This is a genomic window from Bradyrhizobium sp. SZCCHNPS1003 (assembly GCF_032381555.1).
Classification (GTDB): domain Bacteria; phylum Pseudomonadota; class Alphaproteobacteria; order Rhizobiales; family Xanthobacteraceae; genus Bradyrhizobium.
This window is the reverse complement of sequence record NZ_JAUHIU010000003.1, coordinates 224,589-238,840: the sequence shown is the minus strand read 5'-3', so window position 1 is coordinate 238,840 and position 14,252 is coordinate 224,589. Positions and strand designations below refer to the sequence as shown.

Sequence of the window (14,252 nt, the reverse complement as noted above, 5' to 3'; positions counted from 1 at the left end):
CGCCCGGCCTGGCCTGTTCCCATCCGCTGCCATTCGCGGTAGTGCAAGCCGGCCCGTGACCCCGGGCGACTCGCCGAGATCTTTTCGTCTCCAGGACCGAACGACCATGCACGACATCAAATCGATCCGCGACAATCCGCAAGGTTTCGATGCGGCGCTGACGCGCCGGGGTCTGTCGCCCCAGTCGTCGCAGCTGCTCGCCATCGACGAACGGCGTCGCGCTGCGATCCTGGCGTCCGAGCAGGCGCAGGCGCGGCGCAACGCCGCCTCCAAGGAAATCGGCGAGGCCAAAAAGGCCAAGGACGACGCGCGCGCATCGGCGCTGATGGACGAGGTCGCCAAGCTCAAGACCACCATGCCGGAGCTGGAGGCGGCCGCGAAGCAGGCAGATGAGGAGCTGGCGCGCGAGCTCTCGGCGATTCCCAATTTGCCGCTCGACGAGGTGCCGGACGGCAAGGACGAGCACGACAATGTCGAGCGCCACATCTTCGGCGCCCGGCGCAACTACGCCTTCGCGCCGAAGCCGCATGATGATCTCGGTGCGGCTCTTGGCACCATGGACTTCGAATCGGCTGCGAAGCTGTCGGGCGCGCGCTTCGTCGTGCTGAAGAGGGGCCTGGCGCGGCTCGAGCGCGCGCTCGGGCAGTTCATGCTCGACCTGCATACCAATGAGCACGGCTACACCGAGATCAATCCGCCGCTGCTGGTGCGCAACGACGTCATGTTCGGTACGGGCCAATTGCCGAAATTCGAGGACGACCAGTTCTGGGCCGTGAAGGGCGAGCTTCTTGCCGCGCCGGACGAGCGCCTCAAGACCGAGCGCCTGGGTCTCATTCCAACAGCCGAGGTTGCGCTGACCAACCTGGTGCGCGAATCGATCGTCGACGAGAAGGAGCTGCCGATGCGGCTCACGGCGCTGACGCCGTGCTTTCGCGCCGAGGCGGGCGCGGCCGGCCGCGACACCCGCGGCATGATCCGTCAGCATCAGTTCACCAAGGTCGAGCTGGTGTCGATCACGACGCCGGAGACCAGCAAGGACGAGCACGAGCGCATGCTGGCCTGCGCCGAGGAAGTGCTGCGCCGGCTCGATCTGCACTATCGCGTCATCACGCTGTGCACCGGCGACATGGGCTTCTCCTCGCAGAAGACCTACGACATCGAGGTCTGGATGCCCGGGCAGGGCGATGGCGGCGCCTTCCGCGAGATCTCCAGCTGTTCGGTGTGCGGCGACTTCCAGGCACGCCGCATGGATGCACGCTATCGCGGAAGCGACGGCAAGCCGCGCTTCGTGCACACATTGAACGGCTCGGGCACGGCAGTCGGCCGCGCGCTGATCGCAGTGATGGAGACCTATCAGCAGGCCGACGGCTCGATCGCCGTCCCCGATGTGCTGCAGCCCTATATGGGCGGCCTCAAGGTGGTGGCCGCGGAGCCATAGCGCCGCGGCAAATTGCATCCGCCCAGGTCGCCGCCATTGCGTGGGCGCCGACGGGTCGTATCCTCGGTTCTGTTCAGCAATTGCTTTTCAGATACCGGCATCATGGCTCTGCATCGGGATATTTTCTGGATCGGACGGCAATGGGTCGTCACCGGCTCCGGCATCCAGGCGGTCGACCAGCGCCTGAAGGGAGCATTCGATATCGATCGTGCAGCGGTGTGGCATGATGGCCCGCCGGAGGCCCTGCGCCATCAGGCCTGGTTCAACGCTGCTGATTTCGACAAGGCGCTGGGTGTGGCGCGGGCCCGGTTTCCGGCGCCGCCGCTGGCCGAGTCCGCTGTGCCTTCGCCGGTCCCTCCGCCAGCGTCCCATGTGTCCGTCACCCCCGCCGCGTCGCTCCGGCTGGGTACGCGAGGGAAGCTCGCCAGGTTCCTGCCACAGTGGCGGATTCGGCCCTGAACCACTGCCGAACCCGGCTCGAGGTGGCGGGTTTGCCTCGATGTCGCGCAGCAGATAAGACACCGCGGCAATCGTCTTGAACGGGATGGAAAGGTGGCCATGCGGATTCTCTGCACCAATGACGACGGAATCCATGCGCCGGGTCTGAAGGTGATCGAGGAGGTCGCACGCGCCCTGTCCGACGACGTCTGGATCGTGGCTCCCGAACTGGACCAGAGCGGCGTGTCCCATTCGCTCTCGCTCAATGACCCCTTGCGGCTGCGCGAGGTTGGTCCGCGGCATTTCGCGGTGCGCGGCACGCCGACCGACTGCGTCATCATGGGGGCCCGTCACATCCTGGGGACGAAGCTGCCCGACGTGGTGCTGTCGGGCGTCAACAAGGGCCGTAACGTTGCCGAGGACGTCGTCTATTCGGGCACCATCGCCGGCGCGCTCGAAGGCACCATTCTCGGCTTGCCGTCGTTCGCCCTGTCGCAGGAATTCAGCGTCGCAACCCGTGACAAGCCGTCCTGGGACACCGCGCTCAAATTCGGCCCGCAGATCGTGCGCAAGGTGCTTGAAGCCGGCGTGCCGAGGAATACGGTGATCAACGTCAACTTCCCGGCCTGTGCGCCGGAAGAGGTCAGGGGTGTCGTGGTCACCCGCCAGGGCAAGCGCAATCTCGGCTTCTTGAAGGTCGACGAGCGTCGCGACGGCCGCGGCAATCCCTATTTCTGGATCGGCTTCGACCGCGCTGCCTCGCTCGACGTGCCCGACGAGGGGACGGACCTCGCGGCCCTCGCGGCGCACTACGTGTCAGTGACTCCGCTTCGCCTGGATCGCACGGACGAGGCGTTCTCCGGCAAGCTCAGCGACATTCTGGGCTGAAGCGCCGTCTACCCCTGTGGCTCAGCGCCACGCAGCGCATGGTCGATCGCCTTTCCGAGCGTCTCGAGCTGGAACGGCTTCTGCAGGGCCGGCCGGTCGCGATATTCTTCCGGCAATCCCGACGAGCCGTAGCCGGTTGCGAAGATGAAGGGCCGGTTGCGCGCCTTGATGAGATCGGCCACCGGCGAGATGACCTTGCCGTTGACGTTGACGTCGAGAATGGCGACGTCGAAAAAGGTGCTCTCGGCCAGCCGCATCGCTTCGCCGATTTCGCCGGCCTCGGCCGCGACGGTATAGCCGAGCTCCTCGAGCATGTCGGCCACCATCATCCGGATCATGACTTCGTCTTCAACCAGAAACACAGAGCCGCGCGGCGGCCGCGGTGCAGTCATGATGTCAGTCCTTGCCCATACCCGATTTGACGCTCGCAAATAACGGCTTATGGCGCAACGTCAACAATGTCATCTTTCACCGCCGTGCGGCGTGGGCAGGCTCGCCCATAAGGTGAACGAACCGGACCCGACTTGGTTCCTCCTGCGGAACGCGGTCGTCGTTGGGACCATGTCGGTGCGTAGTTGCGACGTGTGCGCGGAAATTCGGTGCGCAACCCTCGCCCCGCAGGTAAATTGCCCACGAGCCCACCAACCGACATCCCGATGCCCCCAGCCGCTCCTCCCGAGAAAATGATGTTTCAGCTGACCCTGCGTCGGCGGGGGATCAGCGATCAGGCGGTGTTGCGTGCGATGGAGGAGGTGCCGCGGGAGGAGTTCGTTCTGCCGGCGGACCGCCCGGACGCCTATCGCGACAGCGCGATGGCGATCGCTTGCGGGCAGACCATCAGCCAGCCGTTCGTCGTGGCCTACATGACCGAACAGCTCAAGCTGCAAAAGACCCACCGCGTGCTCGAAATCGGCACCGGGTCCGGATATCAGGCCGCGATCCTGTCCCGGCTTGCGGCTCATGTCCTGACGGTGGAGCGCTTCCGGACATTGGCCGACAAGGCCAGGGAGCGGCTGGAGAAGCTCGCCTGCTTCAATGTCGAGGTCATGCTCGGCGATGGCTACGCGCTGCCGCCGGGGGGCGGCCAATTCGGCCGCATCATCGTGACGGCGGCGATGGACGAGATTCCCCAGAGCCTGCTCGACCGGCTGGAGCCGGACGGTATCCTGATCGCGCCGGTCGGGCCCCAACACGGGGTGCAGACGCTCGTCAGGATCACGCGAACGGGCGATCGTTTCGACCGAAAAGAGCTCGTCGACGTACGATTTGTGCCGGCAATTCCGGGGATTGCGCGCGAACTTTAAACGTGCGGATCAGCAGGCCGCACAACGCTTTATTCGCGGCTTAAGCGCTTATTTACCGCGGCTGTGTTTACTCGAATTCGTTGTTTGTTGCGTACGAGTGAGTAACCATGCCCACTACCGTCGAGTTGCTTCGCTCGCGCCGCCTGCCGCAGGTTGCGGCATTGGCGCTGATGTCGTTCGGCGTCGCTGGCTGCAGCGCCGACATGTCGACGCGGCTGTCGCAGACGCAAAACCCGTTTTCAAACCCCTTTGCATCCGATTCCACGGGGTCGGTGCAGGCGCAGCCGCCCCGGCAGCACCAGCCCTACACGCCCGCTCCGGCGCCGGCGCCGGCCTACTCGTCCTCGGCGCTGCCGCCCCCAGCGGTCGGGGCTCCGCAATCCTATCCGGCCGGCGGCGGTGCGGGAGGCGTATCCTCGGGCGGGCGCGGCGTCGCATCCTATGCGCCACCTGCTGCGGTCCCCGTGGCTGCACCCCCGGTCGCTTCACCCCAATCCTATGCACAGCCGGCGCATTCCTATGCTCCGCCGGCCCAGCCGCGCCTCGAGACCACCGGCACCGTGCCGCCGCGTTCGGTCGCCGCCGCGCGTCCCGCCAGCGGCACCAAGATCATCGTCGGCACCAGCGATACGCTCGACATCCTCGCCAAGCGCTATCGCGTGACATCGGCTGAGATCCTGGCTGCGAACGGCTACAAGGGCCCGCGCGCGTTGTCGCCGGGCCAGCAGCTGATCATTCCGCATCCTGGCGCGGTGGCGGCCCAGCCCGTTGCCGCGGCGCCAATGGTCGCGCCGAAGCCGGTGGCGGCCGCAGCACCGTCCACCGTCCATTTCGTCAACCGCGGCGAGACACTCGCCAGCATCGCCCGCCAGAATCATCTGACGGCGGCGGAGCTCGCCCGCGCCAACAATCTCGATCAGGCTTCGCCGCTCAAGCTCGGGACCAGGCTGACCGTCCCTGGCAGGGCCGTGGCGGCAGCTGCGCCGGTGGCTCCGGTCGCAACCGTTCCCCAGGCGGTTGCGACCGTGCCGGCGCCAGCGCCGACCACACGGGTCGCGACGGCCGCAGGTCCGGTCCAGACCGCCCGCCTGGCCCAGGCCAATCCGGCGCCCGAGAAGGAGGAGGAGCCGGCGCGGCCGGCCGAGACCACCAGCTCGCTGCCGACATTCCGCTGGCCGGCGCGCGGCAAGGTGATCACGAGCTATGGCGCCAAGACCAACGGCAAGTCCAATGATGGCATCAACATCGCCGTTCCCGAGGGCACCCCGGTAAAGGCGGCCGAAGATGGCGTCGTCGCCTACGCCGGCAATGAATTGAAGGGCTATGGCAATCTGGTCCTGGTGCGGCATTCCAACGGCTACGTCACCGCATATGCCCATGCGAGTGAGCTGATGGTGAAGCGCGGTGATCCGATCAAGCGCGGCCAGGTCATTGCCAAGTCGGGTCAATCGGGAGAAGTCGGATCGCCGCAGCTCCACTTCGAGATCCGCAAGGGATCGTCGCCGGTTGACCCGCTGCAATTCCTCAACGGGGCGTGAGGTCCGGTCGTTTGACCTCACGCAATCGTGGACGACACGGGGCCGCGCAGATTACTGCGCGGCTTTTTGCGTTGTCAGCCGCACGCCGAGGCGGCCCGCCAGATCTTGCGTGAACTGCCACGCGACGCGGCCCGAGCGCGAGCCGCGCGTCGTGGCCCATTCCAGCGCCTCGCGCTCCAACTGATCCTCGGCGACCGCGATGTCGAAATGGCTGCAATAGCCTTTGACCATCGCGAGGTACTCGTCCTGGCTGCAGCGATGGAAGCCGAGCCACAGTCCGAAGCGGTCGGACAGCGAGACCTTTTCCTCGACCGCTTCGCCCGGATTGATCGCGGTCGAGCGCTCGTTCTCGATCATGTCGCGCGCGAGCAGGTGGCGCCGGTTCGAGGTGGCGTAGAGAATGACGTTCTCGGGGCGGCCCTCGATGCCGCCTTCGAGCACGGCCTTCAGCGACTTGTAGGACGCGTCATTGCCGTCGAACGACAGGTCGTCGCAGAACACGATGAAGTGGAACGGCGCGGCACGCAGGATGTCCATCAGCGCGGGCAGGCTCTCGATGTCCTCGCGATGAATCTCGATCAGCTTGAGCCGGTCCGCCGGCTTGCGGGCGACATTGATGCTGGCATGGGCGGCCTTGACCAGCGATGACTTGCCCATGCCGCGCGCGCCCCACAACAACGCGTTGTTGGCCGGCAGGCCGTTGGCGAAGCGCTCGGTGTTCTCGATCAGGATGTCGCGCATCCGGTCGATGCCCTTGAGCAGGTCGATCTCGACACGGCTGACGCGCGGCACCGTCGAGAGCCGGCCGTCCGGATGCCAGACGAAGGCGTCGGCCGCGTTGAGGTCCAATGCCGGCGCGGCACCCGCATGGGTTGTTGCCAGATGCGTCGCAATGGCTTCCAGCGCACGGGCGATGCGCTCGGCGATGTGGTCGGGAGCAGGGCCGGCGGGACGTTTTGCCGCGACCTTCGCCGGCTTTTGCGCTGCGGGCTTGGAGCTTTTTTGGAGACGTCTGACGACGGTTTGGGCGGGACCGCGGGACGGGGCTTTGGCTGGTTTTTTCGACATGCTGCAAGTTCCTGATGGGGCAGCCATATCGGGCCTCGCCCGCTGCCGCAAGCGGGGCGAAATGAGGGGGCGGGGCGCCTTGCTATTGGGACTGCTGCCGCTATATTCCGCGCGAAATTCGCAAGAGGCCGGCCCGCGCCGAGACAAGCGTGGTTCGCCGGCTATTCCCGTCTCACCGGGCGCTGCCCACGAGGATCGACCACATGCTGATCACCCCTGCCTATGCCCAGGCCGCCGGCGCTGGCGACACCAACAGCATGCTGATGTCGCTGCTGCCGTTCGCGCTGATCTTCGTGATCATGTATTTCCTGATCCTGCGGCCGCAGCAGAAGAAGGTCAAAGAGCACGCCGACCTCGTCAAGAACGTCCGCCGCGGCGACACGATCGTGACCCAGGGCGGTCTGGTCGGCAAGGTCACCAAGGTCGTCGATGACGACCAGGTCGAGTTCGAGATCGCCGACGGCATTCGCGTGCGCCAGATGCGCCAGATGATCACGGGCGTCCGCACCAAGGGCGAGCCCGCGAAGGCAGACGCAAAGGACGACAAGAAGGACGAGAAGGCCGCGAGCTGATCGCCGGCCTGGCCAGTCGAACGCCGGCCGTCGCTCTTTGTGATGTTCTGATTTTTTCGGGCCGGATACGGCCCTTACGGACAACCTCCATGTTGTATTTCACGCGGTGGAAGGCGCTGGGCATCATTCTCACGGCGCTCGTCGTGTGCCTGTGCGCGGTGCCCAACTTCTTCTCCGAAGCGACGGTCAAGACCTGGCCGTCCTGGGCGCAGCGCCGGCTGGTGCTCGGCCTCGACCTGCAGGGCGGCTCCTATCTGCTGCTCGAGGTCGATTCCAACTACATCAAGAAGGAGCGGCTCGATGCCGTGCGCGACGACGTTCGCCGCACGCTGCGCGATGCCAAGATCGGATACACCGGATTGGTGAGCCGGGGTGATGGGGTCGAGGTCCGGATCACCAAGGAAAGCGACACGGGAACTGCGATTTCCAAGCTGCGCGATCTCTCGCAGCCGCTCGGCGGGCTGCTCGGCTCCAGCGGCCAGCGCAGCCTCGAAGTCAGCGATGCCGGTGGCGGACTGGTCCGGCTGACGATCCCGCCGGCGGCCATCACCGAACGCATCCGCCAGACCATCGAGCAGTCGATGCAGATCGTCGAGCGCCGCGTCAACGAGCTCGGCACCGTGGAGCCGGTGATCCAGCGCCAGGGCAACGACCGCATCCTGGTGCAGGTGCCGGGCTTGCAGGATCCGACGCAGCTCAAGAACCTGCTCGGGCGCACGGCCAAGATGGAATTCCGGATGGTCGATACGTCCGTGCCGGCGGATCAGGCGGTGCAGGGAAGGGTGCCGCCGGATTCCGAGGTGCTCCAGAGCGCATCGCCACCCAACCAGCCCTATGTCGTGAAGAAGCAGGTGCTTGTCTCCGGCGGTGATCTCTCCGATGCGCAGACCGGCTTCGACCAGCGCACCAACGAGCCGATCGTCACCTTCCGCTTCAACTCGGCCGGCTCGCGCAAGTTCGCGCAGGCCACGACCGAAAATGTCGGGCAGCCGTTCGCCATCGTCCTCGACAACAAGGTGATCTCGGCGCCGGTCATCCGCGAGCCGATCACCGGCGGCTCCGGCCAGATCTCCGGCAATTTCACCGTGCAGTCCGCCAACGAGCTCGCGATCCTGCTGCGCGCCGGCGCGCTGCCGGCGCCGCTCACGGTCATCGAGGAGCGTACCGTCGGTCCGGGCCTCGGCGCCGATTCGATCGCCAAGGGCGAGCTCGCATCCTATGTCGGCTCGATCCTCGTCATCGTGTTCATGCTGGTGACCTACCGGCTGTTCGGCGTGTTCGCCAACATCGCCGTGGTGGTGAACGTCGCGATGATCTTCGGCGTGCTGTCGCTGTTGAATGCGACGCTGACGCTCCCGGGCATCGCCGGCATCGTGCTGACGGTCGGCATCGCGGTGGACTCCAACGTGCTGATCTATGAGCGCATCCGCGAGGAGCTGCGCGGCGGCCGCAATGCCATTTCGGCAATCGACGCGGGCTTCAAGCGCGCATTGGCGACGATCCTGGACTCCAATATCACCACATTCATCGCCGCAGCCGTGCTGTTCTACATCGGCACCGGCCCGGTGCGCGGCTTTGCCGTGACGCTGGGCATCGGCATTCTCACCACGGTCTTCACCGCCTTCACGCTCACCCGCCTGATTGTGGCGGCCTGGGTGCGGTGGAAGCGGCCGCAAAGCGTGCCAATCTAGGAGCTACTGTGACATACTGGGTTCTCATCGGGCTTGGCATCCTGATCGCGGTGCTGACGGTGGTCAGCGCGCTCGGCCTGCTGCCGTCGCTGCGCATCGTTCCCGACGACACGCATTTCGATTTCACGCAGTTCCGCCGCATCAGCTTCCCGATCTCGGCGGCGCTGTCGATCCTCGCGATCGTGCTGTTCTTCACCCATGGCTTGAACCTTGGCATCGATTTCCGCGGCGGCACCTTGCTTGAGGTGCGCGCCAAGTCCGGCACCGCCGACATCGCGGCGATGCGCGCGACGCTGGCGACCCTCGGTCTGGGCGAGGTGCAGCTGCAGCAGTTCGGCGGGCCGGCGGGGGTTCTGATCCGTGTTGCCGAGCAGCCGGGTGGCGACGCCGCCCAGCAGGAGGCGGCCAACAAGGTCAAGGCGGCGATCGGCGATTCCGTCGAGTATCGCCGGGTCGAGGTGGTGGGTCCGCGCGTTTCCGGCGAGTTCCTAGCCGTCGGCATGCTCGGCCTGATGCTCGCGATCGTCTCGATTCTGATCTATCTCTGGTTCCGGTTCGAGTGGCAGTTCGCGCTCGGTGCCATGATCGCCAACGTCCACGACATCGTGCTGACGATCGGCTTCATGTCGATCAGCCAGGTCGATTTCGACCTCACCAGCATCGCGGCGCTGCTGACCATTCTCGGCTATTCGCTCAACGACACCGTCGTCATCTACGACCGTATCCGCGAGATGTTGCGGCGCTATAAGAAGATGCCGATGCCGCAGCTGCTCAACGAATCGATCAACTCGACCTTGTCGCGCTCGATCATCACGCACGTCACGGTGACCCTGGCGCTGCTGGCGCTGCTTTTGTTCGGCGGCCCTGCGATCCACAGCTTTACCGCGGTGATGATGTTCGGCGTGGTGCTGGTCGGCACCTACACCTCGATCTTCATCGCCGCGCCGATCTTGATCTATCTCGGCGTCGGAGCCGTTCGGGGTGATCAGGCCGACGAGCCGAAGAAGAGGCCTTGATCGGGACTTGAGCCGTTGGACCCGAATCGGGGCTGAGAGGTTGGTCTCGCATGGCAACTGACGCTCCGCATTTCCCGCGGTCCGCGCCGATCGACGGTTATGGCAAAGGCGGCTTCGCCTTTGCCGGCATGTCGCATCGCGGCTCGCTGCTGTGTCTGCCGGATTCGATCTGGGCCTGGGACGTCACCCAGCCGAGCCAGATCGACCGCTACGCGTTGCAGCGCGTTTTCGACGCAGCCAACAAGATCGACACACTGATCGTGGGGACCGGAAACGATGTCTGGATCCCGCCGGCACCGCTGCGCGCGGCCTTGCGGGGCGTGAACGTCGTGCTCGATGCGATGCAGACCGGTCCCGCGATTCGCACCTACAACGTCATGATCGGCGAGCGGCGGCGGGTGGCGGCAGCGCTCATCGCCGTCCCATGAGCGAGGCCAGCGCCAACAGCGACGCCGCGTTCTGTGCGAGCCTCGTTCGGGAGCATGATTTCGACCGCTACGCCTCGACGCTGTTCATGGCGCCCGAGCACCGGCGTGCGCTGTTGTCGCTATACGCATTCAACGTCGAGGTCAGCCGCATTCGAGATCTCGTGTCGCAGCCGCTGCCGGGCGAGGTCCGCCTGCAGTGGTGGCACGACACGCTGACGGGTCATGAACATGGCGGCGCGGAGGGAAATCCCGTTGCAGCCGAATTGCTGCTCACCGTGCAGCGCTTCGCGCTTCCGGTCGAGCGGCTGACGCGCCTGATCGATGAGCATCAGTTCGATCTCTACAACGATCCGATGCCGACGATGGCGGCGCTGGACGGCTATCTCGGCGACACGCGCGGCGCGCTGTTCGCGCTGGCGGCACAGATCATTGCGCCGCCGTTTGCGGAGGCGGATCACCTCGCGCACCATGCCGGCATCGCGCAAGGGTTGCTCCAGGTGATCGCATCGCTGCCGCGCGATGCCGCCCACCGGCAGCTCTATGTTCCGCTCGATCTCCTCGCGCGCCATGGCGTCAGCCAGGAGGAGATGTTCGCAGGCAAGGCGTCATCGGCGATCCAGGATGTGATCATGGACCTGCGCGGGCAGGCCCGGCAGCATCTCGATCACACCCTCGAGCTGGCGCGTCAGGCGCAGCCGGCGGTGCGGCCGGTTCTGTTGCCGCTGGCGCTAGTCCGGCGCGACCTCGCGCGGGCCGATCGCCGCACCGACGATCCGTTTCAGCTGCAACCCCGCTCGCGCCTTGCGACGTTGTGGACGCTGTGGCGCGCTGCGAGGACGGCGAGTTTTGGCGCGCGCTGACGCTCTCGCGGGCTCAAGCCGAGGGCATCGTATTCCAGAGTGGCGGGCTGTGAAGGAGTCTCGGCATGTCCGTCGGCTCGTGCCGGTGGATCGTGCAGCGGGTGTCCCAGACGACGAGATCACCGGGCCGGCAGGTGTGGGCCCAGCTGAACTCGGGCCGCTCGGCAAGCTGCCAGAGATCGTCGAGCAGCGCATCCGATTCGTCCTGCTCGAGTCCGACGACACAGGAATGGCGGCGCTGCCCAAGCGCGAGCATCGCTCGGCCCGTATCGGAGTGATTGCCGACCAGCGGATGCACGGGGCCTGCGACGATGGTGCGACGGCCATCATCGGCGGTGTCGCTCGCGACATGACGGACCTTCAGATGAGCGACGCGGCTGCGCAGCGCTGGCGAGAGCGCGTCATAAGCGGCGTAGAGGCTGCAGAACGACAGTCTGCCGCCCAGCAAGCTGCCGGGGGAGGTGTAAAATAGATCCGCGTGACCGAAGCGACGACTGAAGGCCGCGATGTCACACTCACCAAGACGCTGGCCGCGCACGAGCAGGACCTGGTGCTTGAGCAGCGCGCGCATGAACGAGGCGAACGCCCAATCGTCGAAGGATCTGAGATCGACATTGCAGACCTCGGCACCGAGTGTCTTTCCCGTCGGGATGACCTGGATGAGGCTGCTTTCGGCGCTTCGAGCAACGTTGCTTCTGAGACTCACTTGCGTCATCTCCCAAGTTTCACCAGCGCCTGCAAATCAACCATCGTAATTTGTCGGGGGTGTTTCGGCTCGGAGGCAATTCGCGGAAGGATCGCGGCACGATCTGGCGATTGTCGGCACACTCTGCCGCTCTGAGTCGGAAATTGGACGCTTCAAGGCGACGCGCGAGGAAATATCCAGCAACCTGCAACTCATTCGCAGGCATTCTGGCGCTTGATCGTGCGGATGCCCGCGCGCAAGCGAATCAGTGCGGGCGATCTGTTCCCTTGATCTGGGTTCGATGCATGATTCGCCGCGCATGATCATCGAACGGATCGCGCCGATGCATGGTGCAGCGATTGTCCCAGATGACGAGGTCGCCGACCTTCCAGACGTGCTCCCAGGCGAATTCCGGACGAGCAACATAGGTCCACAACTCGTCGAGCAATGCTTCCGACTCGGCGAGCCCGAGGCCGACCAGATAGGCGTTGCGCCGGCGGCCGAGATAGAGCATCTGCCGGCCGGAATCGGGATGCGTGCAGACCAGCGGATGGATCGCGCCCGGCGACGTGCGCGGATCATCGGTCGGCGTCACGCCCTGCCGGACGAAGCCGCCGCTGTTGTAGGTGCCGTCATGCTTGATCTTCAGATCCGCGACGCGGCGCTTCAGTTCAGGAGGAAGCGCGTCGTACACGGCATACATGCTGCAGAACGACGTGTTGCCGCCGACGGGGGGAATTTCCAGCGCGTAGAGCGCGCTCGCGATCGGCGGCGTGTCGAGATATGACATGTCCGTGTGCCACACCGCTTCGCCGGCGCCGAGGCTGCCGATCGCCTCGCCGTTCACCTTCACGTTCGACACGATGTAGATCTCCGGCAGACCGTCGACAAAGCGCCGGCCGTTCTCCTGCACCGGCGCCCAGTCGAGATCGCCGAAGCGGCGGCTGAAGGCGATCAGATACTGGTCCGTCAGACCCTGGCCGCGCACCAGCAAAACGGAGTGCGTGTGAAAGGCACGGAGCAGGGCGCTGAAGCCCGCGTTGTCCAGATGCTTGAGATCGACATGTCGAATCTCGGCACCCAGTTGCCGGCCGGTCGGGATGATCTCGATGTTCGACGACCGAGACGTGGTGGCTGCGCGGCTCTCGACGTTCATTGCCAGATCCTCCCAAAGGACATTGCATTCGCAGGATACAATGGTCGGACCGCGAAGTCTCGTCCGCTCAGGCCGAAGGCAGTTTCAGGTCCGCCTCGAAATTGAACCGGTCGCGCAGGTTCTTGCGCGAGTCCAGGATGTCCTTGAGGAAAGCGCGATCGCTGTCGCTCGTGAGCATCGGCTCGATCAGGTCGATCTGGTTCATCGCGACCAGCTGCAACAGTTCAGTGCGTGGCCTGCCGCTGGCGTCGCGCGGCAGGGCATGCACGACCTGGATATGCTCCGGCGGCTTCGGGCCCTTGGCTGAAGCAAGCTCGTTTTGCAGCTGAGTTTCAAGCGTCGGCTGCTCTCCCTCGACGAACGCATAGAGCCCGACGCCAGTCCGGCGATCGGCGAAGGCAACGATCGCGGCGTCGCGCACGGCCGGGTTCTTCCGGATCATGTCCATCAGCACCGGCGCATCGTTGACCAGGCGTCGTCCGCCACCCTCGCGGTCGGTGAAATTGAAGATGCCGCGCGTGATGGCGCGATACACCTTTTTGCCGGTCATCAGCCAGATGCGCGCGAACAGCGATTTGCGCGCCAGGATTTTGCGCTCCTTCGGCGTCAGCGCCTCGGGCGCGTAACTCCGCTTATGCTTGAGCAGATGACGCAGGTCCTCATAGGCCGCGATCCGGAACAGCCGGCTGCGGCTCTCGAAGCAGGCGGCCAACTGGAAATCGGTCACGTAGCAATGGCCGTCGTGACCGACGAGCCAGTTCTGCTCCTTGGCGAGATCGTTGTGCGTGATCCCGGCGCGATGCAGCCGGCGCATCATCTGTTTGGCCGAGCGGAAATAGGCGACGTTGCCGTGCGGCTTGGCCAGATGCAGCGCCACGCCATTGATGAAGCCGCGGACCAGCGCGCGATCCCCAGCCCATAGCAGATCAGGGCCGGCGTTGAGCCCCTTGGCGCGCATCAGCGCCTTGCGCTCGCGCGCGAACAAATGCCGCGCCAGCATGAACGACCACCACGGCACCTCGTCGAGCCGGCGCAGCACGGCGTCGACATCGCCGGCCTCGCTCTTGAAGCGGCCGCGCTCGACGGTCGAGAACACGTCGCGCTTGAGCAGCACACCTTCGCTCCAGCGGGCCGCCAGCAAGGCAGAATCGGTCTTCGGCAGGCTCATCG

15 protein-coding genes are annotated in these 14,252 nt (G+C 65.5%); 10 read left to right on the top strand and 5 right to left on the bottom strand.

Features of this window, described 5'->3' with window-relative positions; translation table 11 throughout:
• Positions 1-106 precede the first annotated feature (106 nt).
• From serS to surE, 3 genes are all read left to right on the top strand, one after another.
• Positions 107-1,438 (top strand): serine--tRNA ligase, encoded by a 1,332-nt coding sequence (gene serS, locus QX126_RS06995; protein ID WP_315780103.1) that lies wholly within the window; start codon positions 107-109, stop codon positions 1,436-1,438.
• 102 nt (positions 1,439-1,540) lie between these two features.
• Positions 1,541-1,897: a hypothetical protein gene (locus QX126_RS06990; protein WP_315780102.1), complete on the top strand. Its 357-nt coding sequence runs from the start codon at positions 1,541-1,543 to the stop codon at positions 1,895-1,897.
• Between the two features lie 99 nt (positions 1,898-1,996).
• Positions 1,997-2,764, top strand: coding sequence for a 5'/3'-nucleotidase SurE (surE, locus tag QX126_RS06985; RefSeq protein WP_315780100.1), 768 nt, complete (start codon positions 1,997-1,999; stop codon positions 2,762-2,764).
• Between the two features lie 8 nt (positions 2,765-2,772).
• Here surE and QX126_RS06980 read toward each other — a convergent pair whose 3' ends face one another.
• Positions 2,773-3,156: a response regulator gene (locus QX126_RS06980; protein WP_315738142.1), complete on the bottom strand. Its 384-nt coding sequence runs from the start codon at positions 3,154-3,156 to the stop codon at positions 2,773-2,775.
• Between the two features lie 264 nt (positions 3,157-3,420).
• On the opposite strand from QX126_RS06980, the gene QX126_RS06975 reads away from it, so the two are divergent.
• Both QX126_RS06975 and QX126_RS06970 read left to right on the top strand, forming a co-directional pair.
• On the top strand, positions 3,421-4,068 hold the full coding sequence (locus QX126_RS06975; protein WP_315738317.1) for a protein-L-isoaspartate(D-aspartate) O-methyltransferase: 648 nt from the start codon (positions 3,421-3,423) through the stop codon (positions 4,066-4,068).
• A gap of 107 nt (positions 4,069-4,175) precedes the next feature.
• Complete coding sequence (locus QX126_RS06970) at positions 4,176-5,606, top strand: LysM peptidoglycan-binding domain-containing M23 family metallopeptidase (protein ID WP_315780097.1); 1,431 nt, start codon at positions 4,176-4,178, stop codon at positions 5,604-5,606.
• A 51-nt stretch (positions 5,607-5,657) separates the two neighbouring features.
• On the opposite strand, the gene QX126_RS06965 is transcribed toward QX126_RS06970, so the two are convergent.
• Positions 5,658-6,674: an ATP-binding protein gene (locus tag QX126_RS06965; RefSeq protein ID WP_315738140.1), complete on the bottom strand. Its 1,017-nt coding sequence runs from the start codon at positions 6,672-6,674 to the stop codon at positions 5,658-5,660.
• A 203-nt stretch (positions 6,675-6,877) separates the two neighbouring features.
• On the opposite strand from QX126_RS06965, the gene yajC reads away from it, so the two are divergent.
• The 5 genes from yajC (at position 6,878) to QX126_RS06940 (ending at position 11,241) form a co-directional block, all read left to right on the top strand.
• Entirely contained in the window at positions 6,878-7,246 is a 369-nt protein-coding gene (gene yajC, locus QX126_RS06960; protein ID WP_172108587.1) for a preprotein translocase subunit YajC, read from the top strand.
• A gap of 89 nt (positions 7,247-7,335) precedes the next feature.
• Entirely contained in the window at positions 7,336-8,937 is a 1,602-nt protein-coding gene (gene secD / locus QX126_RS06955) for a protein translocase subunit SecD (protein WP_315738138.1), read from the top strand.
• A gap of 8 nt (positions 8,938-8,945) precedes the next feature.
• Positions 8,946-9,953, top strand: a complete 1,008-nt coding sequence (gene secF / locus QX126_RS06950; RefSeq protein ID WP_315738137.1) for a protein translocase subunit SecF — start codon at positions 8,946-8,948, stop codon at positions 9,951-9,953.
• A 50-nt stretch (positions 9,954-10,003) separates the two neighbouring features.
• Entirely contained in the window at positions 10,004-10,381 is a 378-nt protein-coding gene (locus QX126_RS06945; protein ID WP_315738136.1) for an Mth938-like domain-containing protein, read from the top strand.
• Positions 10,378-11,241, top strand: coding sequence for a phytoene/squalene synthase family protein (locus QX126_RS06940; RefSeq protein ID WP_315780095.1), 864 nt, complete (start codon positions 10,378-10,380; stop codon positions 11,239-11,241). The genes QX126_RS06945 and QX126_RS06940 overlap by 4 nt, the downstream gene beginning before the upstream one ends.
• A gap of 13 nt (positions 11,242-11,254) precedes the next feature.
• On the opposite strand, the gene QX126_RS06935 is transcribed toward QX126_RS06940, so the two are convergent.
• The 3 genes from QX126_RS06935 to QX126_RS06925 form a co-directional block, all read right to left on the bottom strand.
• On the bottom strand, positions 11,255-11,947 hold the full coding sequence (locus tag QX126_RS06935; protein WP_315774952.1) for a TauD/TfdA family dioxygenase: 693 nt from the start codon (positions 11,945-11,947) through the stop codon (positions 11,255-11,257).
• 244 nt (positions 11,948-12,191) lie between these two features.
• Complete coding sequence (locus QX126_RS06930; RefSeq protein ID WP_315774950.1) at positions 12,192-13,082, bottom strand: TauD/TfdA family dioxygenase; 891 nt, start codon at positions 13,080-13,082, stop codon at positions 12,192-12,194.
• Positions 13,083-13,149: 67 nt separating this feature from the next.
• Complete coding sequence (locus tag QX126_RS06925; protein ID WP_315756645.1) at positions 13,150-14,250, bottom strand: serine/threonine protein kinase; 1,101 nt, start codon at positions 14,248-14,250, stop codon at positions 13,150-13,152.
• Between the last annotated feature and the right edge of the window lie 2 nt (positions 14,251-14,252).